The following is a 22,614-nucleotide window of genomic DNA, read 5'->3' on the forward strand; positions in this document are numbered from 1 at the left end:
CGGACTCAACAGCCCGGATGATCCAGAACCGGGGTTTCGCCGCTGTCCAGCCCGTACATGAATGAGCGTCCGCGCAGGACGATGGCGCTTTCGCAACTGCTGTTCGGAGGGCTGACGATATAGGACACAGCCTTGTCCTGCGACGCGGTTATTGTTGTCGTGCCGTGCACCTTGCGCGGCATCTGCAATGTCGGGTCTTTATGCGCTGCACCGACCCGGATGATCTTAGCGCCGCCGTCAGCCTTCTGCATGACGAGGTTTCCAGACGCGTCGGCATAGCGCAAGGTGGTCTCGGCAGAGGCTGTCGCGACCAAGCCACCAAAAGCCAGTGTACATGACGCCAGCAACGCGATCCTGTTTCTGTTTGCCATGGTGCCGTTTCGCCTTCGCCGTCTGACGCAAAAAGAGTTTCCGCACCATCTTAACTCTTTCTTTACCTTTGTCATCCGTGCTGGCTACAATCGGATAAGTCTTTGGTCGCAACTGCTTCGCGGCGTTGTGAGCAAAGACGACTTGAACCGCCCCGAAGGCCAAGGAATGTTCAATGACCAAAGATCATGCCGTCGATATCGCGCTGCTCCATCTTCGTGATGCTCACGAATTCGCGCCGCTGCTTGCCAGCTATGCGCAGGCGCTGAAGCGTGGCGCACCGCGCCGCCCCGACGATTATTATGCCGAGCATCTTCTGCAGGACCGTGCCACTGAAATTCTAGGCGCGCGCGTGGACGGCAATCTTGTCGGCTTCGTGATTTTCTACGATCTGCCGGAGCCGGTATCGGGTCTGCGCGCAGGGCAGGTGGATCATATCTATGTGCATCACGATCATCGCGGCAAAGGCATCGCCAAGGCGCTCATCGACCTGCTGGCCGACAAGGCGGAAGAGCGCAGCTGGTCCAAGCTTGTCCTCAATGCGCCGCGTGTGCCGGAAGACGGACGCAAGCTCTATGAGCAGGTCGCGACGGCAGCCGACTGGTCGAGCTATGTGATTCGATTCGGCGCCTGATGTGCTTTTGCTAAAGTTGATGAAATTACACATGTTTTTTAAATTGCGGCCTTCAAACGATTGAAGGCCGCATTCACGTGAAAGTGTCGCAAAGGTGCGACCAATTGTTAGTCTTTTCGTGAAAAAGCTTCTTTGACGTGGTGGTAAAAGAGCAGTAGAAAGCGGCACATAAGGCCGTATTCCACGGTCTCGCCATATTTTCAGGTTGCACCGGCGCGGGATCGAAAGTTCCGGTTCATTGCGTAGAGCGCGACTTCAAAACTGGGTTTCTAGAAAAACCCGCCATCCGGTACGCCAGATCGATCATTGTCGGTGGGCATTCCGGGGGAGAAACGTCAGGGAAGCCCCACGAGAGGCCAACGAGAACCATGACACAACCGAACGTAACGCGTCAGCGCCCTTTGTCGCCGCACCTGTCCGTCTATAAGCCGGTCATCACGATGACGATGTCCATCGTGCATCGTATCACGGGCGGCGCTCTCTATTTCGGCACCCTGCTGCTTGCAGCCTGGCTGATTTCCGCAGCCGTCGGCGAAGAGTGCTTCAATGCCGTCAACGCCGTGTTCGGCTCCTGGATCGGCCAGCTTGTGCTGTTCGGCTATACCTGGGCGCTGCTGCACCATCTGGCGGGCGGCGTTCGTCACTTCATCTGGGATACCGGCGCAGGTCTTGAAAAGCACACCGCTTCCAAGATCGCCTGGGCTACGGTCGTCTTCTCGGTCATCGCCACGATCCTCGTCTGGGTCGTCGCTTACTCGGTGCGCTAGGAGGCTGATCCCATGAGCGGTTCGAATAATGATATGCGCACGCCTCTCGGCAAGGTTCGCGGTCTTGGCTCTGCCAAGGAAGGCACCAGCCATTTCTGGTATCAGCGCGTGACGGCAGTGGCCCTGGTGCCGCTGGTTCTCTTTTTCCTCGGTCTGGTGATTTCGCTCAATGGCGCAAGCTTTGCGGAAGTCCGGGCTGCTCTCTCGCATCCCATTACCGCCATTGTCATGGCGCTGTTCGTTCTGACCGGCGTTTATCACATGCGTCTGGGCATGCAGGTTATTATCGAAGATTATGTGCATGGCGAAGGCATGAAGGTCGTGCTGGTGATGCTGAACACCTTCTTTGCGGCGGTGGTCGGTTTTGCCTGCGTTTTCGCGATCCTCAAGCTCAGCTTCGGAGGTTGATAGCCCGATGGCTAGTGCAGAAAAGAATGCAGCTCCGGCTGCGGGCGAAAAGTCCTACAAGTTTGTCGATCACAAATTCGACGTTGTCGTGGTCGGCGCTGGTGGCGCTGGTCTGCGCGCCACGCTCGGCATGGCCGAGCAGGGGCTCAAGACCGCCTGTATCACGAAGGTTTTCCCGACCCGTTCGCATACGGTCGCGGCACAGGGCGGCATTGCCGCCTCGTTGAAGAACATGGGCCCGGACAGCTGGCAGTGGCACATGTACGATACCGTCAAGGGATCGGACTGGCTCGGCGACACCGACGCGATGGAATATCTGGCGCGTGAAGCGCCTGCCGCCGTCTACGAGCTTGAGCACTACGGTGTGCCGTTCTCGCGCACGGAAGAAGGCAAGATCTACCAGCGCCCGTTCGGTGGCCATATGCAGAATTTCGGTGACGGTCCTCCGGTTCAGCGCACCTGCGCTGCCGCAGACCGTACCGGCCACGCCATCCTGCACACGCTTTACGGCCAGAGCCTGAAGAACAACGCGCAGTTCTTCATCGAATATTTCGCGCTCGACCTGATCATGACCGACGGTGTCTGCACCGGCGTGGTGGCGTGGAACCTCGATGACGGCACGATCCATCGCTTCTCCGCCAAGATGGTGGTTCTGGCGACCGGTGGTTACGGTCGCGCCTATTTCTCGGCTACCTCGGCCCATACCTGCACCGGCGACGGCGGCGGCATGGCTGCGCGCGCTGGTCTACCGCTTCAGGACATGGAATTCGTTCAGTTCCATCCGACCGGCATTTACGGCGCAGGCTGCCTCATCACCGAAGGCGCACGCGGCGAAGGCGGCTATCTGGTCAATTCCGAAGGCGAGCGCTTCATGGAGCGTTATGCGCCATCGGCCAAGGATCTTGCCTCGCGCGACGTGGTTTCGCGCTGCATGACCATGGAAATCCGCGCCGGTCGCGGCGTCGGCAAGGCCAAGGACCACATCTTCCTGCATCTCGACCATCTCGATCCCGCCGTTCTGCATGAACGCCTGCCGGGCATCTCCGAGTCGGCCAAGATTTTCGCGGGCGTGGACGTGACCAAGGAACCGATCCCGGTTCTGCCGACCGTTCACTACAATATGGGCGGCATTCCGACCAATTACTGGGGCGAAGTGCTGAACCCGACGCCGGAAGACCCGGATCGCGTACAGCCCGGCCTGATGGCTGTCGGCGAAGCGGGCTGCGCTTCGGTGCACGGTGCAAACCGTCTCGGCTCCAACTCGCTGATCGACCTTGTGGTGTTCGGTCGTGCGGCTGCGATCCGCGCTGGCGAAGTCATCGACCGCGCCGCGAAGATCCCGGATATCAACGAAGCCGCTGTCGAAAAGATCATGGATCGTTTCCATCGCCTGCGTTACGCCAATGGCTCCACGCCGACGGCGGAGCTGCGCGAGAAGATGCAGCGCACCATGCAGGAAGACGCCGCCGTGTTCCGCACGTCGGAATCGCTCAAGCAGGGCTGCGAGCGCATGGAAAAGATCTGGCAGGAACTGCCGGATATCAAGGTTTCCGACCGCTCGATGATCTGGAACTCCGATCTCGTCGAGACGCTGGAGCTGGAAAACCTGATGGCCAATGCGTTGACGACCGTTGTTTCGGCGGAAGCGCGTCATGAAAGCCGCGGCGCGCATGCGCATGAGGATTTCCCGGACCGTAACGATGCCGAATGGCGCAAGCACACCCTGTCCTGGCTCTCGCCGGACGGCAAGGTGACGCTCGGTTATCGCGCCGTTCATCTCGATCCGCTCACGACGGAAGAAGAAGGTGGCATCAGCCTCGCCAAGATTGCGCCGAAGAAGCGCGTTTACTGATTAAGGGAAAGAGCAATGGTTGAACTCGCACTTCCCAAGAATTCCCGCATGCAGGAGGGCAAGACCTGGCCCCGTCCTGATGGCGCCAAGCGCGTCACGGAATTCCGTATTTATCGCTGGTCGCCGGACGACGACGCCAATCCGAGCATCGACACCTATTATGTCGATCGCGATGATTGCGGCCCGATGGTTCTGGACGGTCTGCTCTATATCAAGAACAAGATCGATCCGACCCTGACGTTGCGCCGCTCGTGCCGTGAAGGCATTTGCGGTTCCTGCGCGATGAACATCGACGGCGCCAATACGCTGGCCTGCACCAAGGGCATGGACGATATCAAGGGCGCCATCAAGGTTTACCCGCTGCCGCATATGCCGGTGGTGAAGGATCTCGTGCCCGACCTCAACAACTTCTACGCCCAGCACCGTTCGATCGAGCCCTGGCTCAAGACGGTTTCGCCGGAGCCGCAGAAGGAATGGTTGCAGAGCCATGACGACCGCCAGAAGCTCGACGGTCTTTATGAGTGCATTCTGTGCGCCTGCTGCTCGACCTCGTGCCCAAGCTACTGGTGGAACGGCGACCGTTATCTCGGCCCGGCTGTGCTGCTGCAGGCCTATCGCTGGCTGATCGACAGCCGTGACGAAGCCAAGGGCGAACGTCTCGACAATCTCGAAGATCCGTTCCGCCTATATCGCTGCCACACGATCATGAACTGCGCGCAGACCTGCCCGAAGGGATTGAACCCGGCCAAGGCGATTGCCGAGATTAAAAAGATGATGGTCGAGCGCCGCGTGTAATCGCGGCAATCGCTTCTTTTTTGCGATCCCTGTCGGCCTGCGGCCTCCACGCCTCTTGTGCCGAGATCAAGAAGATGATGGTTGAGCGCCGCGTGTAGTAGCGCCAGCTATCAATTAAAGTATGCAAAGGGGAAGGCTGTTGCCTTCCCCTTTGTTTTTTGCACGAACCGGCAGCAGATCATGCACTCATTGATTGTATGGTCTTGACCTTTACGTTGCCGCCGATATGTCTTGAGATAACAAGGCAGCACGGAGAATGGGCAATCATGCTCGACCATATCGGCTTCAACATTTCCAGCATGCCCAAGTCGCGCAAATTCTACGATGAGGCGCTTGCCCCTCTGGGCATTACCCGCGCCATGGAATTCGGCGACTGGGTCGGATATGGGCGCAACGGTAAGCCGGAATTCTGGATCGGCAAGCAGAAGGGCGCCAAACTGGAAGGGGTTCTGCATGTCGCCTTTTCGGCGGGCACGCGCTCGGAAGTGGATCGTTTCTATGAAGCGGCCATCGCGGCTGGCGGCAGCGACAATGGAAAGCCGGGCATCCGCGAAGGTTACCATCCCGATTATTACGCTGCTTTCGTGATCGACCCGGACGGGCACAATATTGAGGCCGTCTGCCACCTGCCGGAATAAAAGGCGGGATCTGTAACCCCGCCTTTCGTGGTCTCAGACCAGTTTTGCGTCCAGCGTTACTTCGATTGCGCCAAGCGCTTTCGAAAGCGGGCAGGATTCCTTAGCCTTCTTGGCAAGATCGGCAAAGGCCTCAGCCGAAATGCCGGGAATCTTGGCATTGAGGGTCAGCGCGCTGCGGGTGATTTCAAAACCGCCGCCCGAGGCTTGGCCGATGCTGACGGCTGCCGTCGCTTCCAGCTTTTCCGGTGGGGTGCCGTTCTGCGTCAAAAGGGCGGAAAGCTGCATGGCGAAGCAGCCCGCATGCGCCGCACCGAGAAGCTCTTCAGGATTGGTGCCAGCGCGCCCGCTTTCATCCTCGAAGCGAGCTTTAAAATCATAGGGAAGGTCTTTCAGTGCGCCGCTTTGGGTGTTGAGTGTGCCCTTGCCTTCCTTCAGCGTGCCTTGCCAGACTGCTATTGCTTTTCTTTCCATGGGGAAGCTCCTCTCGGTGATTGTCCGTCACGGATATAGGGCGCTTCGCGATGGCTTCCAGCAATGAATAGGCAGCAATTAGGGGGGGCGGCGGTCAGATCGGCTGTCCCTTCAGCAGACGGGGCGTATCGCCGGACAACCCGGCAGCCTGCTTGATGAAGAAGGATTTCAGGCTCGGGACGCGATCCACGAGACCAAGGCCGATATCGCGAATGGAGCGGATGGCCGGATTGTCGTTGGAAAACAGCTTGGTGAGAACATCGGTCGTCACGCCCATCTGCACCGTGTCAAAGCGACGCCAGGACTGGTAACGTTCAAGGGCGGCGAACGATCCGATATCGAGGCCGAGGCGATCCGTTTCGACGATAACCTCGGCAATGGCAGCAGCATCGCGGAAACCGAGATTGAGGCCCTGTCCCGCGATCGGGTGGATGCGATGCGCCGCATCGCCGACAAGGGCAAAGCGCGGTTTCACGAATTCGCGCGCCAGCGTCAGGCCAAGCGGGAAGGCGCGGCGCGGGCCTTCGACATGCAGCGCGCCGAGACGATGCCCGAAGCGCTGTTCCAGTTCGGCTTCGAAAACGAAATCATCTTCGCGGATCAGCCGGTCGGCGTCAGCGGTGCGTTCAGTCCACACCAGCGAGCTGCGATTGCCCTTGAGCGGCAGAATGGCAAAGGGTCCGGCAGGCAGGAAATGCTCGTCGGCGCGTCCGCCATGCGGCTTTTCGTGGGATACGTTGCAGACGATGCCCGATTGGCCATAGTCCCAGTTGACGGTCTTGATGCCCGCCTGATCGCGTAGGCGCGAGCGCGCACCGTCGGCGGCAATCAGAAGGCGGGTCTCGATGGCGTCGCCATTGGAAAGCGAAACGGTAACGGTTTCCGGCTTGGTTTCGAAGCCATTCACGCTGGTTGCTTCGAGAAAGGTAATGCCCAGCGCATCGGCCTTGTTGTGCAGGGCAGTATTGAGAATGCGGTTTTCAACCATATGGGCGAAAGGCTCGCCGGGGTCCACATCGCCTGCAAAGGTGAGGAAAACGGGTCGCACCGGGTCGGATACGCGCGAATCGGTGATGACCATTTCGGTAATTGGCTGCGCATCGGGCACGATTTCCTGCCAGCATCCGAGCTTGTCGAGCATGCGGGATGCGGCAGCCGCGATGGACGAGGCGCGTGGGTCGGTTTTCCACGAACCGGCGGGCGCGCCATCGACAACGGTGACGGAAAGATGTGGCGCCGCCGACTTGACCGAAACCGCCGTGACGAGGCCAACATAACCGCCACCGGCGATCAGCAGGTCGGTATTGTGGGTGCTTGTCTGTCTGGAAGTCGCAGCCATCGGTTCGTCCTTTTCGGAAAGCCTATACCATGCTTGTGCGCTTCTGGCACAAATACGGCAAGAGTGAAGCCGATATTTTGCCGCGGCACTGTGAGGCACACCGACCGAATCCGAAAAGCCTCCGGGCCACTTGACAGATTTCGACCGGCAGGAACAAACATGAGCCTCAAGTTTATTAGCTTCATATATGGTCGCAGGAGCCAGGCTGTCCATGTCCGATCGCGAAAAGTCCGAATATCAGCAGTCCGATCTTACATCTGTCTCAGATGAGAGCGCAGGCCAGACGGCTTCCATGCGGCAGCTGCTGTCGATACTCGATCTGGAAACGCTGGAGATGGACCTGTTTCGCGGCAACAGCCCGCAAGTGGGTTGGCAGCGCGTGTTCGGCGGTCAGGTGATCGGCCAGGCGCTGATCGCGGCGCAGCGCACCGTGGAGCCTGCGCGGCATGTGCATTCGCTGCATGGATATTTTGTGCGTCCCGGCGATCCGGCGATTCCGATCATCTATGAGGTGGATCGCATTCGCGACGGTTCCAGCTTCAACACCCGCCGCGTGTTGGCCAAGCAGCACGGCAAGGCCATCTTCACGCTGTCGGCGTCGTTTCAGGTGGATGAGGGCGGTCTGGACCACCAGATCGCCATGCCGGAAGGCTTGCCGATGCCGGAGCAATTGCTGGGCGACCGCGACATCAAGGAGCAATATCTGCATCTCGCTCCGGCCAATGTTCGCCGATATTGGGAACAGGAGCGTCCCATCGAGATCAAGCCGGTGCAGCTGACGCATTATTTCTCGCGGGAGAAGCTGGAGCCTGCGCAGCATGTCTGGGTGCGCGCAAATGGTATTGTTCCTGATAATCGCGCGCTTCAGGCGGCGATCCTCGCTTATCTCTCCGACATGACGCTTCTCGACACATCGCTGCATCCGCATGGGCGTTCGATTTTCGACCGCGATCTTCAGGCGGCAAGCCTTGATCATGCCATGTGGTTCCATCGTCCGTTCAAGCTGAATGACTGGCTGCTTTATACGCAGGATACACCGAGCGCTTCGGGCGCGCGCGGTTTCAATCGCGGGTCGCTTTATACGCGCGACGGCATTCTGGTGGCTTCCGTTGCACAGGAAGGACTAATTCGTGTGCATGAAAACAAAGAATGATTAAATATTAACCACACCAATGCCTTCTGTATAAATATTATGCAATTCGACGGTTTTCAGCCAAGTTCAGCGCTCGGGCATGGCGCTGAAAAGATGAATCGCTAGAATCACTTAGCCTGAATTTGCCTAAACCTCCGGCACAAAAAGCCCGGCTTTGCGGGGCTGCCGGAAGCCGCAACGACCCGCTTCACAAAAAAATCACATTTTGCGCCGCGCCTTTCTGCAACTGGCACGATTTTTGTTTCTCTTAGTTCGAACCGGTCTTTCCAGCGCATACGCGTTTGAAACCGCCATTCGACGGAGATATTCGATGCTCATAACAGGAAGAATCAAGCCAGCAGCTCTTTTGGCCACTTTGCCTGCGCTGGTCGCCATGGCTGGAATGGCGATGGCACAGGACGCTGCCCCTGCTGCGGCTCCCACGCCCACTCTCGATACGGGCGATACAGCCTGGATGCTGACGTCAACAGCGCTCGTGTTGATGATGACCATCCCGGGCCTTGCGCTGTTCTATGGCGGCATGGTGCGCAAGAAGAACGTGCTGTCCACCGTGATGCAGAGCTTTGCCATCACCTGCCTCATGTCGGTTTTGTGGATGGTCGCCGGCTATTCGCTCGCTTTCACCGACGGTGGTTCGTCGAACGCTTATATCGGTGGTCTTTCCAAGGCTTTCTTCTCCGGCGTCACGATGGAATCGCTGACCGGCACCATTCCGGAATATGTCTTCATCACTTTCCAGATGACCTTTGCGATCATCACGCCCGCGCTGATCGCCGGCGCGTTTGCTGAACGCATGAAGTTTTCGTCCATGCTGGTCTTCCTGACCCTGTGGCTGTTCATCGTCTATATCCCGGTCGCGCATTGGGTCTGGGGCGGCGGTTTCCTCGCGTCGGACGGCGTGCTTGATTTCGCCGGCGGTACGGTCGTTCACATCAATGCTGGTGTTGCCGGTCTGGTGGCTGCACTCATCCTTGGCAAGCGCGACGGCTATGGTCACACCAACATGGCGCCGCACAATCTCGTTCTCTCGGTCATCGGCGCTGCCCTTCTGTGGGTGGGCTGGTTCGGCTTCAATGCCGGTTCGGCTGTCGGTGCGAATGCTCTCGCCGGTGTCGCCATGCTCAACACGCAGGTTGCGACCGCCGGTGCGGCTCTGGCCTGGATGTTCGTGGAATGGGCAATTGCGGGTAAGCCAAGCGTGCTTGGCATTATTTCGGGTGCTGTGGCCGGTCTGGTCGCCGTCACGCCTGCTGCCGGTTTCGTCAATCCGATGGGCGCGCTCATCATCGGCATCGTGGCCGGTGCGATCTGCTACGTCGCAGCCGTCAAGATCAAGCATGCGCTCGGCTACGACGACTCGCTCGATGCGTTCGGCGTCCATGGCGTCGGTGGTTTCGTGGGTGCGATTTTGACCGGTTTCTTCGCAGACACCACCATCAATTCGCTCGGCGAAGGTGCTTCCATGGGCAAGCAGTTCTTCGGTGCGGCAATCACCATCGTCTATACCGCAGTCGCGACGGCCATCATCCTTTATGTGATCAAGGCCGTGATGGGACTGCGTCCAAGCAAGCAGGCTGAAATCGAAGGCCTGGATATCTCTTTGCACGGCGAATCTGTTCAGTAAGAACAATTCTCCCAAGAAGGAGAAAGGCGCGGGAAACCGCGCCTTTTTTCATTTATAAGAAGAAAACCCATGGTTAATGGGGAATTAACCATCGCCGGATTAGGATCGGACCGATTCATTCTGCCCATAGCTATTCCGTTATGGGCGACAGCAGAAATTTCGGTTCGGGACTGGCTATATGCGGCAAGGATATTCGCCCTCATACCCGCTGCGTGACGAGCGGATTACGGAAGACAGGCTCCGCCTGACCAATATCTTCCGCAGGCAGTTCTATATATTGTTCGGTCTGGCGCTTCTGTCGCTGACGGCAATGGCAGTTGGTGCACTGGCCACTTGGAATGTGGCTGATCCAAGCTTCAGCCATGCAACCGACAATCCGGTGACCAATGCGCTTGGCTATCCGGGTGCTGTCTTCTCTGATCTCGCCATGCAGTTTTTTGGTTTGGCGAGCGTTCCTGCATTGTTGCCGCTGGTCGTGTGGTCGCTTCTGATGATGACGCGCGGCGGTATTGGCCGCGTTGCCAAGCGCAGCTTTGCCTGGATCGGCGCAGCCCTTCTGTTTGCCGGCATTGCAAGCTGCTTTGCCGTGCCGGAAAGCTGGCCGATGCCGATCGGTCTTGGCGGTGTGTTTGGCGATATGGTGCTGCGTCTGCCCGGCCTGTTCCTTGGCCAGTTCCCGCAGGGCGCAATCGCTTCGGCCATTGCATTGGTTCTCGCCGTACCCGCTTTGTGGCTCTGCCTTTTTGCAAGCGGCATTATTGGCCGCGGCATCATCAATCCGGTTCAGCCCGTGCAGCGCGGACGGGCGGAGGACGATTTCATCGATGAGGATGACGAGGAAACCGTAGGCGGCGGCTTCCAGTTCATTGGCGCGTTGACTCATCTCGTGCTGACAACGACAGCCAACTTCAAGCGTCTGACCGGGCTTGGTCGCCGCCAGTCCCGCGACGAGGATTTCGGCGACATGCGCGCCGTGCGCCGCAGTGCCGAAACGCGTAACGGTGCTGAAGCAGGCAGACGTCGTGAACCGGGCTTCGGCGGACCGTCGGCGGACGAAGCGCCGTTCGACATGGACGATCCGATGGATGACGGCATGGACGACGCGCCGCTGGCCGGTCAGGAATGGCACGATGCGCCGCCAGCACGCAGCCGCAAGGCGCGTGTCGAACAGGCCGCGCCGTCGCCCAAGCCGGGCGCCCGCGCACAGCGTGAGGCGCAGCCGTCGTTCCTCAAGGACAAGGGCGTGTTTGAAATGCCATCGCTGCATTTCCTCACCGAACCGAAGCTTGTTCAACGTGATCCCGCTCTGTCGAAGGATGCGCTGGAGCAGAATGCCCGTCTGCTGGAAGGCGTGCTGGAAGATTTCGGCGTGCGCGGCGAAATCATCAATGTGAAACCCGGACCGGTGGTCACGCTTTATGAACTGGAGCCAGCGCCGGGCATCAAGTCTTCCCGCGTGATCGGCCTTGCCGACGATATCGCCCGTTCGATGAGCGCGATTGCAGCGCGTGTTGCCGTTATTCCGGGCCGCAACGCCATCGGCATCGAATTGCCCAATCCGAAACGCGAAATGGTTTACTTGCGCGAAATGCTAGCCAGCCGCGACTTCGAACAGTCCAAGGCGAAGCTGGCATTGGCGCTCGGCAAGACCATCAATGGCGAGCCGGTGATTGCCGATATCGCGAAGATGCCGCACGTCCTCGTTGCCGGTACGACCGGATCCGGCAAGTCGGTGGCGATCAACACGATGATCCTGTCGCTGCTCTATCGCATGACGCCGCAGGAATGCCGCCTGATCATGATCGACCCGAAGATGCTGGAACTTTCCGTCTATGACGGCATTCCGCATCTGCTGACGCCCGTTGTGACCGATCCGAAGAAGGCGGTTGTCGCGCTCAAATGGACCGTGCGCGAAATGGAAGACCGCTATCGCAAAATGTCGAAGGTCGGTGTTCGCAATATTGACGGTTTCAACCAGCGTGTCGGTCTGGCGCAAAAGAAGGGCGAACCGATTGCGCGCACCGTGCAGACCGGCTTCGACCGCAATACCGGCGAAGCGATCTACGAGACCGAAGAGCTGGATTTGGCACCAATGCCCTATATCGTCGTGATCATCGACGAAATGGCTGACCTGATGATGGTCGCAGGTAAGGATATCGAAGGTGCGGTGCAGCGTCTGGCGCAGATGGCGCGTGCCGCCGGTATCCATGTCATCATGGCGACGCAGCGTCCGTCGGTGGATGTCATCACCGGCACGATCAAGGCCAACTTCCCGACCCGTATTTCCTTCCAGGTGACATCGAAGATCGACAGCCGCACCATATTGGGCGAACAGGGGGCTGAGCAGCTTCTTGGTCAGGGCGACATGCTCTTCATGGCGGGCGGCGGTCGCATCCAGCGCGTGCACGGGCCTTTCGTCGGCGACGACGAAGTGGAGCGCATCGTGCAGCATCTGAAGCTTCAGGGCGTGCCGGAATATCTGGATGCCATCACTGAGGATGAAGAGGATGACGAGGGCGGCAGCGGACCGGCTGGAACTTCCAATCTGGAAGATTCCGACGATCCCTATGATCAGGCCGTCGCCGTAGTGCTTCGCGACAAGAAGGCTTCCACGTCCTATATCCAGCGTCGTCTCGGCATTGGTTATAACCGCGCTGCCTCGATTATCGAGCGTATGGAAGACGAAGGGATTGTCGGTCCCGCTAACCATGCCGGCAAGCGCGAAATTCTGGTGCCGACCGGTGAGGATGACTTCTAAGCCGAGTGCAGCAGCGCGCCATACTCGCGCCAAACTGGCGGCGTAGTTAAACAGAATGATGAAAAGAGAAAGTATATTGATGATGTTCTCCCGTTTTTCAGCCTTCGTAAAAGCTGGCCGTCTTGCCGCCATGCTGGGAATGGGAGCGCTTGGTCTTGGCGTATCATCGCTTGTTCTGGCGCCTGTTGCCGCGATGGCGCAGGGCGCAAGCAGCGGTGCGGCGGCGCAGCAGATTGCCGACCATTTTTCATCGGTACGCACCATGACGGGTGAGTTCGTGCAGTTCGGGCCGAAAGGCGACCAGACCGGCGGCACTTTCTATATCGAGCGTCCGGGCAAGATCCGCTTCAACTACAACAACTCGCCAATCCGTGTAATTGCCGACGGCGAGTCCGTCGTTATCAACAATCGCAAGCTGGATACGTGGGATCTCTATCCGCTTTCCAAGACGCCGCTCAAGCTGTTGCTGGCGGATCGCATCGATCTCGGCGGCGGCCGTTTGCAGAATGTGAAGCAGGAACCGGACATGACCACGCTGGTGCTCGGCGACAAGTCGATCTTCGGCGATTCGAAAATCACCATGATGTTCGATCCGAAGTCCTATGAGCTGAAGCAGTGGACCATCACCGACGCCCAGAAGCTCGATACCACAGTGATGATCTTCAACGTGCGCAGCGGTGTGCGCTTCACCGACGACATGTTCAAGATTGACTATCAGCGCATCGCCATGAAGCGCAAGCGTCCGTAATCGCCAGTTTATGGTCTGCAAGCCGTTTGCATTTGCGCGATAAATGGTTAGGTTCGCGGCATCTTTTTCGTTGCTGCGAGTCCTTCCCCCATGGCTTTTTCCGTTGCTACCTGGAACATCAACTCCGTGCGCCTGCGCATGCCGCTGGTCGAGCAGTTTCTGCGCGACTATCAGCCCGATGTTCTGTGTCTTCAGGAAACCAAGTGCCCGGACGATCAGTTCCCCTCCAAGGGGTTTCGCGCGCTCGGCTATGAACATATCGCGATCAGCGGCCAGAAGGGCTATCACGGCGTTGCGACCATCTCGCGCCGTCATTTGTCCGACGTCGAGAAGATCGGCTTTTGCGATATGGGCGATTGCCGCCATTTGAGCGCTGTGGTCGAAGCTGGAAACAAGAAGCTCCGCATCCATAATTTCTACGTGCCAGCGGGCGGTGACGAGCCGGACCCGGCAATCAATCCGAAATTCGCCCATAAGCTCGGCTTTCTGGAAGAAATGCGGGCCGTTGTGGCAGACAGGCAGGACGGTCTGTCGTCGATCCTGGTGGGCGATCTCAATATCGCGCCGCTGGAAAACGATGTCTGGTCGCATAAGCAGCTTTTGAAGATCGTCAGCCATACGCCGATCGAGACCGAGACGCTGGAAGACCTGCGCGTCAAGGGTGGCTGGAGCGACCTTATGCGCCAGATCATTCCGGCGGATCAGAAAATCTATACTTGGTGGAGTTATCGCGCCAAGGATTGGGATGAATCGGACCGTGGCCGCCGCCTCGACCATATCTGGGGTTCCGCTGATCTGGAGGCCCATATGAAGGGCTTGCAAATCTTGCGCGATGCGCGCGGCTGGGAGCGGCCGTCAGACCACGTCCCGGTTATCGCGACATTTGATCTGGATTGATTTCGTAACAGTCCCTATATTGGGAGCAGTCTAAACAAGGAGAGAAGAACGATGGATCAGGCAGCACTGTATCGACCGACCAGTGTTTTCAATGTTTCCATGGTTTTCAATGACTGCTCTTCTCACACTTCAGGACGTTTCCTGCATCACGGCTGATGGCCGCACACTCTTCGAATCCGTCAATTTCAACGTAACCGAAGGCCGTATCGGCCTTGTCGGGCGCAATGGTGCGGGTAAATCCACGCTTCTCAATATCATGAGCGGTGCCTTGGCGCCGACTTCCGGCGCTGTCACGCGACACGGCAGGCTCGGTGTTCTGCAACAGAATATTGTGACTGACGGCGGGCGGACGCTGGCCGATCTGTTCGACCTTTCCGCAGCGTTCACCATGCTTTCGCGCATTGAAGCCGGGCTGGGGTCGGATAACGACTTTGAACAAGCGGACTGGCTGTTGCCACAGCGCTTTGCCGATGCCTTGCAGCGCTTCGGGCTGGCGCTTGAACCGCAGACACCCCTTGCAACGCTCAGCGGTGGGCAGCGGACGCGCGCCGCTCTCGCCGCCCTTCTTTTCCATCAGCCTGATATCATTCTTCTGGATGAGCCGACTAACAATCTCGATCATGATGGCCGTCTGGCCGTGATGACTATGCTGGCAGAGTGGCTCGGGGCGGCTATTGTCGTCAGCCATGATCGCGCCTCGTTGCGAAAAATGGATGGCATTGCCGAACTTTCGCAAGGTGGCTTGCATCTTTATGGCGGTAACTGGGATTTTTACCACGACAAGAAGCAGGAAGAACGGGACAATGCGGCCCGCAATCTTCAGCTTGCCCAACGCGATGTGAAACAGGTTCAACGCAAGGCGCAGGATGCAGTCGAACGACAAGCGCGCAGCGATGCGCGTGGGCGCAATTCCCGTACCGATGCAGGCATGAGCAAATTGTTGCTCGATGCGCGAGAAGACAGGGCGCAGAAGACAGGCGGCAAAGGTCAGGCGCTTGCGGATCGCAATATGCAGAAGGCTGAGGCGCAACTGAGAGAAGCCGAGGCGCTGGTCGAAACTGTCAAGCCGATGCGTTTCAGCGTCGAGCGCGAGGCGCTTCCTTCCGGGCGCGTCCTTTTGCAAATGGAGAGCGTGTCGGGCGGACCTCGGCCGGACACGCCCGTCATACGCGATTTTTCGATGAGGATTGTCGGACCGGAGCGCATTGCAATACGCGGTGCGAATGGCGTGGGCAAGACATCACTGCTGCGGCTTGTCACGGGGGAATTGCTGCCTGTTGCCGGGCGGGTGCAGTGTTTCGTGCCGATCGCTATGTTCGACCAGCAGATGAGCTTGATGGACCGCAAAGCCACGCTTTATGAGAACTTCCGGCATCTCAATCCGGATGCGAATGACAATGATGCCCGCGCAGCGCTGGCGCGTTTTTCATTTCGCGGCGACGGTTCGTCCCGGCTTGCCGGAGAACTGAGCGGCGGTGAGTTGCTGCGCGCAGCACTTGCCTGTGTGTTGGGTGGAACGCAGAAGCCGGAACTACTGATCCTGGATGAGCCGACCAATCATCTCGATCTGGATTCCATCGAGGCGCTGGAGGTAGCGCTAAACGATTATGAAGGCGGACTGCTTGTCGTCAGCCACGATCAGGCGTTTCTGGATGCTATCGGGATCGAAAGGATGATTGATCTGTAGGTTCAGCGAATTGCCAGAGGGTCGCGCGGAGGATTTGCAGGCGGCAAAACCTGCTCTATTCGTCTACAGTGATTCTTTCAAAATCTGGGGGAAATTTTGGATTTGTCCTTCGGGCCAAGCCGCCGAAAGACTGAGGGGATAGAATAAGATTAGAGAAGGCCGAAGGTGCGGGCTTTCGCGACCGCCTGAACTTTATTCACCGCCACGAGCTTGGTCAGCACGTTGCTGATATGGAAATTCACGGTACGGGTTGAAATATTGAGGATTGCGCCGATGATTTCCGATGTTTTGCCTTCGCTGGCCCAGTGCAGGATTTCCCTTTCACGTGCCGTCAGATTGACCTCGGAAACGCAGTTCATGGTTGGAACATCGAGATGTTCATACATGGACAGATGAAGCAAATTGGCCGAAATCTGCATCTGACGACGCAACGTGGCGATTTCGCCGGAAGCTAATGGAGGATCGCTTCTGATGAAAGACAGCATGCCGAATACGCCCTGCGCGGCCCAGCAAGGCTGCGAAATACCAACCTTGAAGCCAAAATTCTGTGCATCCGTCCAGATTTGAGGCGCCTCGGCATATAGTTTCGCCGACCAGACCAGCGGCTCGATGCTGTTTAATGCCTTACGAATAAGCGGATCTTCCTCCGCGTATTTTTTTGAAGCGTAATGATCTACCCACTCTTGCGGCAGAGAGCCGAAGCTGAGCCATTTCACCACGCCATTGAGCAGTGGAACGCGCATGACATAGGACACATGTGCGAACCCGCGCTGTTTGGCATAGCCGTCTATATGCTCCAGGAGCTGCCCAGCATCATCAGCGGATTGCATGGATTCATAAATTTGTTCCCATTTCATTGCAGGCACCTAATAATAATAAGTTTTGGTTTATGCTAATATGCGAACTTTAGTAAAGTTTGTATTTAACTTTACTCATTATATACCACCATATTACTGCGATTTTTACAAGATTTTAATATATTTTTCGAACGAATTTAATTCAATTCTATTTTTTATTTTCTAGAAAACTAAATTAGTGTACTCTATTATAGAGCGCACTAATTTCTTCGGTGGTCTGTTCGTGGTGAATGGCACCAACTGCTTTAAAGCAGATGTGCCCATTCACCAACTGCGTCGCGGCGTATTCGCTCCCACTCGAATCAAAAAATTTTCTCTTGCAATCCTTTATCTTCTCGCTTCTGGTTTCCAATCAAGTCAACATTCGCTTTGGAGATCACTGTCGCCAAACTTATGGCGACAGTGCTGTTTTCGTGTTCTCAAGCAAATGGATCGACGGTATTGAACACGACCTTATCGAGCACGGCCGACCAAGTATGCCCGATGAAATAGTCGGCTTCTAAGGTACCGTGGTCATATCCGTTGACTTGATCATATGGGAAATTGAAGACCATTTTCTTGGCGGTGATTTCGACGTCCGTGATTTCCAGTTCCTGGGTCAAGTTGGCACCGAAACTTCCATCGCGTTTGTTGAGATAGACAATGAGATGGATAGCCTCGCCGGGGATCCAATATTTGGGATCATAGTCCACGATAACGTTAAGCCCGTTGATAATGTCGCCATGACCAACAATAGTGGCGTTGTCATAAAGGCGTGGAGCAAGCATAGGTCTATCTTGGTCCGGCATCGGCATGTTCGTTAACGGAGTTCCTTTCACGGCAGGCGGAATGGGGATAGATCGGAAGCCCTGCCCCGTCCTGCTGTCGACGACCATATAGCAGAACATATTGGTATTGGTGGTTCCAACTGTGGGTGTGACGTAGTTGAATGGAACTATCACGCCATCTTCGGCTTCTCTAATATCAGTGATTAGTATTCTCTCACTGGGGACGGGATCGGACATGTGGTTCTCTAACCAGAACACGACGAGGTCGAACCCAGGTTGAGCTGAGTTCTCCGGAATGCTCAGGGTGAAACCTGTGTGGTCGATCGAATATTGGCTTGAGAGCTGAATGGGATTGGGCTCGTAGGTGACGTATCCCATATGCGGTTCAGCAAGATCGGGCGAGAAGGTTGCGATGACAAATTCTACGGGTGATGTTATCGCGGATAGGTTGTTAACCGGCTTGGCTGTGACATGGCCGAGGTGAGCAGCTGAGCTACCGATCTTGACGATGGCTCGTCCTTCGCCGTCGGTTTTCGTACGGACGTTGTGGTCAGAGTCGGCTTCCCAGTTAAAGTTGTTTTCGTCATAAAACCTGAGATTTCCTGTCATGGGCTCGACGTTCCAATCGATCCACTGATCAGGCTGAGGTACACCATTTTTCTTGTAGATGAAGTTGAAAACTACAATTTCACTCTCGTCACGCGGTACGGCATCAAGGCCCTCGGGCATATTGTGTGCGTAGTTGGTGTTACAGAACATACTGCTGTCGTAATAGTCATTGCCAGTGAAGTTCAATCTGAAATGACGTGACGCATTCGCAGCTGTCGCCACGACGTCAAACTCGAACATTCTTTTAGCGGTCGTGGTGAATACGGCCGTGGCTTCCCCATTCGCAGCGGTAAGCGAATCCGAACTCTTGACAGTAACGCCTTCAGGGACGAGCCAGGTGATGGGGTATTTCGCCATCGGCTGCCTGTGGTTGTTGGTCAGCTGCAGTTTGACATGGATGTCCGTGCCAGGTTCTTGGGAGGAGTTGTTTGCCGGATGGAGAAGGGTTAGATGATTGTCCCTGCCGCCACCGATGAATTTCAACGTTGTAGAATTAGAAGCACCGGAGTCATCGTGAGCGGTTGCGATGATGGAGAGTGGAGAGGTGGGCACGCCGTCAGTGGTTGAATAGTTAAACCAGAAAGAGCACTGGCCTGTTGAACCTGTCGTGCTGGATCGCATCCACGTCAAATTAGGTGGCAAGGGGCTTCCGTCAGGGAGACTAAAGTCCAACTTTAATTGGGCGCTCTCAATCGGTGTGCCTTGGGGCGTCGTATAACCGGCGGTTAGCGCCACCTGTGTGTCGTATCGGATATCGACCTCTGGTTTATTGATAGTGACGATGTTCCTTTTCGTTTCAGCAAAGGTAAGATTGATGGTTGTAGGAACACAATTGAGCGCTTCGGAAATCGATAAAGATGTGGTGAGCGGGTAAAAGGAACTGACCTGAATCGTTGCGATGCCCTCCCCGTTTGTTACGGGGTAAAAATCGCTGATGGTGATTTCGTTATTTGGTGCAACAATTAACTTCCGACTTTCCAGCGGTTTTCCGTTATAATCCTTCAGCGAGACTTCCACGGTCATCGCTGTTCTGATCGGTAACGGATCGTCGCCGACTGGCGAAATCTGGGTGACGCTGTTCGCTGCCACTTGGTAAGTGGCCTTGTAAGGCGCGCCGACTGATGGTGTAATCGTGACGTCAAAATTCTGCACCTTGCCCGGCGGTACCTGGTCAAAGGCAACTGCGTTGAACGACGAGCCCTCATAGAGGCTTGTTTTGGATGGTTGAAAATAGGCTTTCCCCGCTTCTTCCCCCTGCATAGAAGCTTCCCAAGCAATATCGAATTTGCCGCTGGGGATGGAACCGTTCTCGTCACGAACACTTACTTCGAATTGACAGGTGGTTGCTGCTTCGTGAACTGTGCCATCCGGTTGCGGATCGACAAAACAAAAACGGGGGCCTCCGACTTTGAAAGCAGGGTAGTCGAATTTCAAGCCGCCGCCTTCTTCCGCGTCCTGCAAGCCGACTTTTAGTTTGAATGTTCCCTCTGTTCCAAATGGAGCATGGGTGCATGTGATCGTGGCAACTGCAATTTTGGACGCATTCAGTTCGCTTTCTTCTGGAGCGATCTGTGTCTGGGTATCAGGCGAGGCGTCTACCATAGACCAACTGATATGAGATCCGGCGCCGACTCGGCCGCTTCCCGACTCGTCGACGAAAATTGCCCTCAGGGGGTAGCTATAGCCGGGTTGTAATACAGAACCAGCGGGCGGCCAGAAGTTAATGATCCGATCATCTGGCTTTACATTCTGCGAGAAGTAACAATTTGTTGAAGAAGAAACGCCATCAGCCTGCAATATCACATCGTACATGTTGTCAGATATATCGACAAGCATTGGGTCAGCGCTGTAGACGCCATACACATCAGACCCTAATAAGAAAACTTCGCTTTGAAATTCTCTGCGTAAATCGAGCTCTATCGAATCTTTGGGTAGCTTTTCCCCGGAACCCGTTGCGTAGAGGCCAACTAAGCGCACTGAATTCCAATTAGTATCGAGACTCACGGGGGCCTGGCCATTTTTATCGTCTGGCGGGTAGATTATTTGCAGCACATTCCCCGCGCTTATCGGTGGCGCAGCTTTTGGTGCTCCGAACAAACACTCGAATTCGAGCTTTGAATCCGGCTCGTCTTCCGGCCAGACAGCCAGACGGATGGTTGTGTTCGCGGTCGGATCTGCAAGCTCTACCTGAATCGAATTGACGCCGTTGCCGTCGCTGCCAACCGGTGTCGACTGGTGGCGTAAAGTGGCTTCGCCCTCCAGCAACTGCCAGACGAGGTTTTTTCCAGCCAGCGGGGTGTGAAAGCTGTCTTTATAGGTGATGGCAAGATCGACAAATTCATTCGCCGGAAATGCAAAACCGCAAGCCGGTGTGCTGGCCATGTAATGCAAATTATTGTTATTTTGAGTGAGAATGAACTGTCTCATCCTGCTCTCCTGATTTTGAACAAACGGAAAAACTTGCCAGTTCCATCCGAACTGACAATTCAATTGGTGTAGGGTGCGTTGTGGCTATTTCTGACCGTAAGCGCTCTCGTGCGCGGTGCACTCCAGAGCATTTCTGCTCTGAAGATCATCGTGTGGAAGAAGGATCCAATTCAGACCGATTGGATGTCTTCGGCAGCGAGGCAATCTGCAGACGGGGCTTGATGGTCAGTTATGTTGTCAGTATTGAAGCTTCGGGCCACCGATCAATAAATTTTGAGCGGTTCATGCTTCCTGCAACGGCTCGCCTTCTCATGCCCTGCATAAAGCAGGGGGAGTGGGTTCTAAAAGTTTACTTTTCCCGCGATAGTGGTCCACCAGTGTTGAGGAGGCCGGTGACAGTGTGGATAGGCCTGCCCAAAATGTTGTAATTAGCGTCCCTTACTGTATAATCAATTTCGAATGAACCCAATGTCCCATCCCTGGACATGGAATAATCGTCGAGATTGCCCCCCGCGGGAGTCAATGTGATAGCGATGTATCCCTTCTGCTTCGCAGTGTCGAAATCCGTTTGAGCCAAGCCTTGAGTCGTGGCTGTTACGTGCCCATGTTTGGGCGTATTGGTGCCGTGCATGTAGGCATCCAGGCGGAGTTCTATTTGAATGATATTGCCCATCTGATAAAGGCCGGTCGGCGATGCAGGTAGCGGGAACCAGAAATCGATCGGCAGGGTCGCACTGGTTATTTCCGTGTTGTAATTGTACATATGGACAACTTCGGTCTGGGTGCGGAGGTCTGTCGGCCTTGAATCGGCGTCGTCCCTAAGTTCGACAGCGTAGTCGACCCACATTCCGTCGTCAGCGGTTTCGCCGTTGAAAATCATGAAGCGGAAGGTGTTTGGACTGGAGCCGTCGGTATTCAGACCTGCAACGCTAACGGGATATCCACTGGCTATGACCGTTCCGAGTTCCCCGAAGTAGATTTCTGTTGTTTTACCTTGCACCAGAAGAGCTGTTTTTGCGTGTTTCCAATCTGTATAGATCGCGGTAGCCATTCGCGGCAACGCCACCGGAATTGTGGCTTGGGAAGGATCAATCTGGATTTTACCCTTAACAATATTTTCAATTACCGGGTAGCCGTATTTTCCCACCGTGGGCTTTACGGTCATAAAAGCGATTTGTGAGGGCAAATCCACTTTTACCGATTCATCGCCAACTGGGACCATGTAGGGGGTGAAAATCACTTCTTTGTCATAAAAGAAGTTGAATTCTATAAGGCCATTCGCGTCGCTAGTAATAGTGAATGTAGAGTCGTCGTTAGGTTGTATTGCTGTTCCAGCTTTGTCCAAGACGTTTGCCGTACCCTCCTCGAACCCCAGGATACTATCATGTTGCGCTGGTGTACCATCTACGCTTACGGTTGCTGTTACTTTGATGCAGTTAGGACCGAGCCCCGCTGTATTGTTGTAAGGAGCTGGTTCTTTCGTAAGTGCTTCGACGACGACATCTTTATAAGTAATTGTTGTCATAGGAGTTACCTTATGTTTGAGAATGCGGGACAAACATGTGGTTTTTTTGGGCGCGCAACAACTGTCGGGAGCGGCATGATATTTGTCGATTTTGCCAGTTGTGCCAACCGGGGCTTCAATTTTGGGGCAAGGGCTTGAGGAATGCGTCGTAAAGCAGTGGCCACGTTTGCGAGTGCTCGGTTTTCCGTGTGATTTTCAATTTGCCTTGTCGCATTTCGTTTTGAGAAAATAAGAGTAGAAAAACCCAAATATCATTCAGCCCCCCCTCCGCCCGTATCATACCGCAGGG

18 protein-coding genes are annotated in these 22,614 nt (G+C 55.9%); 12 read left to right on the forward strand and 6 right to left on the reverse strand.

Features of this window, described 5'->3' with window-relative positions; translation table 11 throughout:
* Nucleotides 1-5: 5 nt before the first annotated feature.
* Complete coding sequence (locus WIX40_RS14755) at nt 6-371, reverse strand: hypothetical protein (protein WP_124915129.1); 366 nt, start codon at nt 369-371, stop codon at nt 6-8.
* Between the two features lie 173 nt (nt 372-544).
* On the opposite strand from WIX40_RS14755, the gene WIX40_RS14760 reads away from it, so the two are divergent.
* The 6 genes from WIX40_RS14760 (at nt 545) to WIX40_RS14785 (ending at nt 5,463) form a co-directional block, all read left to right on the forward strand.
* Entirely contained in the window at nt 545-1,003 is a 459-nt protein-coding gene (locus WIX40_RS14760; RefSeq protein ID WP_109369953.1) for a GNAT family N-acetyltransferase, read from the forward strand.
* A 368-nt stretch (nt 1,004-1,371) separates the two neighbouring features.
* Nucleotides 1,372-1,770, forward strand: a complete 399-nt coding sequence (gene sdhC / locus WIX40_RS14765) for a succinate dehydrogenase, cytochrome b556 subunit (protein WP_339440433.1) — start codon at nt 1,372-1,374, stop codon at nt 1,768-1,770.
* Between the two features lie 12 nt (nt 1,771-1,782).
* Nucleotides 1,783-2,178: a succinate dehydrogenase, hydrophobic membrane anchor protein gene (gene sdhD, locus WIX40_RS14770; protein ID WP_109369952.1), complete on the forward strand. Its 396-nt coding sequence runs from the start codon at nt 1,783-1,785 to the stop codon at nt 2,176-2,178.
* 7 nt (nt 2,179-2,185) lie between these two features.
* Nucleotides 2,186-4,030 (forward strand): succinate dehydrogenase flavoprotein subunit, encoded by a 1,845-nt coding sequence (gene sdhA, locus WIX40_RS14775; protein WP_109369951.1) that lies wholly within the window; start codon nt 2,186-2,188, stop codon nt 4,028-4,030.
* Nucleotides 4,031-4,045: 15 nt separating this feature from the next.
* Nucleotides 4,046-4,825, forward strand: a complete 780-nt coding sequence (locus WIX40_RS14780) for a succinate dehydrogenase iron-sulfur subunit (RefSeq protein WP_109369950.1) — start codon at nt 4,046-4,048, stop codon at nt 4,823-4,825.
* Between the two features lie 266 nt (nt 4,826-5,091).
* Nucleotides 5,092-5,463, forward strand: a complete 372-nt coding sequence (locus WIX40_RS14785; protein WP_109369949.1) for a VOC family protein — start codon at nt 5,092-5,094, stop codon at nt 5,461-5,463.
* 33 nt (nt 5,464-5,496) lie between these two features.
* Here the strand turns inward: WIX40_RS14785 and WIX40_RS14790 are convergent, their stop codons facing one another.
* Both WIX40_RS14790 and WIX40_RS14795 read right to left on the reverse strand, forming a co-directional pair.
* On the reverse strand, nt 5,497-5,934 hold the full coding sequence (locus tag WIX40_RS14790) for an OsmC family protein (RefSeq protein ID WP_339440436.1): 438 nt from the start codon (nt 5,932-5,934) through the stop codon (nt 5,497-5,499).
* 94 nt (nt 5,935-6,028) lie between these two features.
* On the reverse strand, nt 6,029-7,273 hold the full coding sequence (locus WIX40_RS14795; RefSeq protein ID WP_339440438.1) for a ubiquinone biosynthesis hydroxylase: 1,245 nt from the start codon (nt 7,271-7,273) through the stop codon (nt 6,029-6,031).
* Nucleotides 7,274-7,565: 292 nt separating this feature from the next.
* On the opposite strand from WIX40_RS14795, the gene tesB reads away from it, so the two are divergent.
* The 6 genes from tesB to WIX40_RS14825 all read left to right on the forward strand — a co-directional run bounded on the left by tesB (nt 7,566) and on the right by WIX40_RS14825 (nt 16,140).
* A complete protein-coding gene (tesB, locus tag WIX40_RS14800; protein WP_235942808.1) occupies nt 7,566-8,426 on the forward strand; it encodes an acyl-CoA thioesterase II in 861 nt (286 codons plus the stop codon).
* Between the two features lie 310 nt (nt 8,427-8,736).
* Complete coding sequence (locus WIX40_RS14805) at nt 8,737-10,050, forward strand: ammonium transporter (protein WP_339440439.1); 1,314 nt, start codon at nt 8,737-8,739, stop codon at nt 10,048-10,050.
* 178 nt (nt 10,051-10,228) lie between these two features.
* Nucleotides 10,229-12,808 (forward strand): DNA translocase FtsK, encoded by a 2,580-nt coding sequence (locus WIX40_RS14810; protein WP_171317117.1) that lies wholly within the window; start codon nt 10,229-10,231, stop codon nt 12,806-12,808.
* A 79-nt stretch (nt 12,809-12,887) separates the two neighbouring features.
* Nucleotides 12,888-13,556: an outer membrane lipoprotein carrier protein LolA gene (locus tag WIX40_RS14815; protein WP_339440440.1), complete on the forward strand. Its 669-nt coding sequence runs from the start codon at nt 12,888-12,890 to the stop codon at nt 13,554-13,556.
* A gap of 90 nt (nt 13,557-13,646) precedes the next feature.
* The gene (gene xth, locus WIX40_RS14820) at nt 13,647-14,453 is read left to right on the forward strand and encodes an exodeoxyribonuclease III (protein WP_339440441.1); all 807 of its coding nucleotides are present in this window, start codon (nt 13,647-13,649) and stop codon (nt 14,451-14,453) included.
* Nucleotides 14,454-14,562: 109 nt separating this feature from the next.
* A complete protein-coding gene (locus WIX40_RS14825; RefSeq protein ID WP_339440442.1) occupies nt 14,563-16,140 on the forward strand; it encodes an ABC-F family ATP-binding cassette domain-containing protein in 1,578 nt (525 codons plus the stop codon).
* Between the two features lie 149 nt (nt 16,141-16,289).
* On the opposite strand, the gene WIX40_RS14830 is transcribed toward WIX40_RS14825, so the two are convergent.
* The 3 genes from WIX40_RS14830 to WIX40_RS14840 form a co-directional block, all read right to left on the reverse strand.
* Complete coding sequence (locus WIX40_RS14830; protein WP_339440443.1) at nt 16,290-16,997, reverse strand: LuxR family transcriptional regulator; 708 nt, start codon at nt 16,995-16,997, stop codon at nt 16,290-16,292.
* Between the two features lie 419 nt (nt 16,998-17,416).
* Nucleotides 17,417-20,800: a hypothetical protein gene (locus WIX40_RS14835; protein WP_339440444.1), complete on the reverse strand. Its 3,384-nt coding sequence runs from the start codon at nt 20,798-20,800 to the stop codon at nt 17,417-17,419.
* A gap of 349 nt (nt 20,801-21,149) precedes the next feature.
* Nucleotides 21,150-22,325, reverse strand: a complete 1,176-nt coding sequence (locus WIX40_RS14840) for a hypothetical protein (protein ID WP_339440446.1) — start codon at nt 22,323-22,325, stop codon at nt 21,150-21,152.
* Nucleotides 22,326-22,614 lie beyond the last annotated feature (289 nt).

The sequence above is a fragment of the Ochrobactrum teleogrylli genome (assembly GCF_037482325.1).
GTDB classification, from domain to species: domain Bacteria; phylum Pseudomonadota; class Alphaproteobacteria; order Rhizobiales; family Rhizobiaceae; genus Brucella; species Brucella teleogrylli.

Bases quoted from the DNA above. Each gene is read 5' to 3' on its own strand.
- tesB (WP_235942808.1), top strand. From the start codon at position 7,566: ATGCGGCAGCTGCTGTCGATACTCGATCTGGAAACGCTGGAGATGGAC.
- WIX40_RS14840 (WP_339440446.1), bottom strand. From the start codon at position 22,325: ATGACAACAATTACTTATAAAGATGTCGTCGTCGAAGCACTTACGAAA.
- xth (WP_339440441.1), top strand. From the start codon at position 13,647: ATGGCTTTTTCCGTTGCTACCTGGAACATCAACTCCGTGCGCCTGCGC.
- WIX40_RS14780 (WP_109369950.1), top strand. From the start codon at position 4,046: ATGGTTGAACTCGCACTTCCCAAGAATTCCCGCATGCAGGAGGGCAAG.
- WIX40_RS14805 (WP_339440439.1), top strand. From the start codon at position 8,737: ATGCTCATAACAGGAAGAATCAAGCCAGCAGCTCTTTTGGCCACTTTG.
- WIX40_RS14795 (WP_339440438.1), bottom strand. From the start codon at position 7,273: ATGGCTGCGACTTCCAGACAGACAAGCACCCACAATACCGACCTGCTG.
- WIX40_RS14815 (WP_339440440.1), top strand. From the start codon at position 12,888: ATGATGTTCTCCCGTTTTTCAGCCTTCGTAAAAGCTGGCCGTCTTGCC.
- WIX40_RS14830 (WP_339440443.1), bottom strand. From the start codon at position 16,997: ATGAAATGGGAACAAATTTATGAATCCATGCAATCCGCTGATGATGCT.
- WIX40_RS14760 (WP_109369953.1), top strand. From the start codon at position 545: ATGACCAAAGATCATGCCGTCGATATCGCGCTGCTCCATCTTCGTGAT.
- WIX40_RS14835 (WP_339440444.1), bottom strand. From the start codon at position 20,800: ATGAGACAGTTCATTCTCACTCAAAATAACAATAATTTGCATTACATG.
- WIX40_RS14755 (WP_124915129.1), bottom strand. From the start codon at position 371: ATGGCAAACAGAAACAGGATCGCGTTGCTGGCGTCATGTACACTGGCT.
- sdhA (WP_109369951.1), top strand. From the start codon at position 2,186: ATGGCTAGTGCAGAAAAGAATGCAGCTCCGGCTGCGGGCGAAAAGTCC.
- sdhD (WP_109369952.1), top strand. From the start codon at position 1,783: ATGAGCGGTTCGAATAATGATATGCGCACGCCTCTCGGCAAGGTTCGC.
- sdhC (WP_339440433.1), top strand. From the start codon at position 1,372: ATGACACAACCGAACGTAACGCGTCAGCGCCCTTTGTCGCCGCACCTG.
- WIX40_RS14785 (WP_109369949.1), top strand. From the start codon at position 5,092: ATGCTCGACCATATCGGCTTCAACATTTCCAGCATGCCCAAGTCGCGC.
- WIX40_RS14810 (WP_171317117.1), top strand. From the start codon at position 10,229: ATGCGGCAAGGATATTCGCCCTCATACCCGCTGCGTGACGAGCGGATT.
- WIX40_RS14825 (WP_339440442.1), top strand. From the start codon at position 14,563: ATGACTGCTCTTCTCACACTTCAGGACGTTTCCTGCATCACGGCTGAT.
- WIX40_RS14790 (WP_339440436.1), bottom strand. From the start codon at position 5,934: ATGGAAAGAAAAGCAATAGCAGTCTGGCAAGGCACGCTGAAGGAAGGC.